Origin of the sequence: Kitasatospora sp. NPDC059722 (assembly GCF_042733235.1) — a bacterium.
GTDB lineage: Bacteria > Actinomycetota > Actinomycetes > Streptomycetales > Streptomycetaceae > Kitasatospora.
Window position 1 is genome coordinate 89,546 of the sequence record NZ_JBHWGD010000003.1, and the last position, 331, is coordinate 89,876.

Below are 331 nucleotides of genomic sequence, written 5' to 3' on the forward strand. Positions count from 1 at the left end.
TAATCCTTCTAAATCAACCTTATTGGCTATTATTTACAACACGGCCACCACTTTGTTTTATCGCCGGGGGGGGGGGGGGCCCGGGAATGGTTTGCGGCGCGCCCGGCCCCCGCGGGGCCCCCGCCGCAGGGAAAAGGGAAAGCGGTGGAGGCCCCCAGTCCCGACCGCCTTTCGCCGCATGGGGGACGCCCTGGCGGCGCAGCGAATGGGACCGCGGATGTGGCCGAGGGGGGGGGGGCGGGGGGCGGGGGGGGGGGGCGGGGGGGGGGGGCGGGGTGGGGCGGGGGGGGGGGGGGAGAGGCAGGGCGCGGGGGAGGAGTGTGAGGCAGTG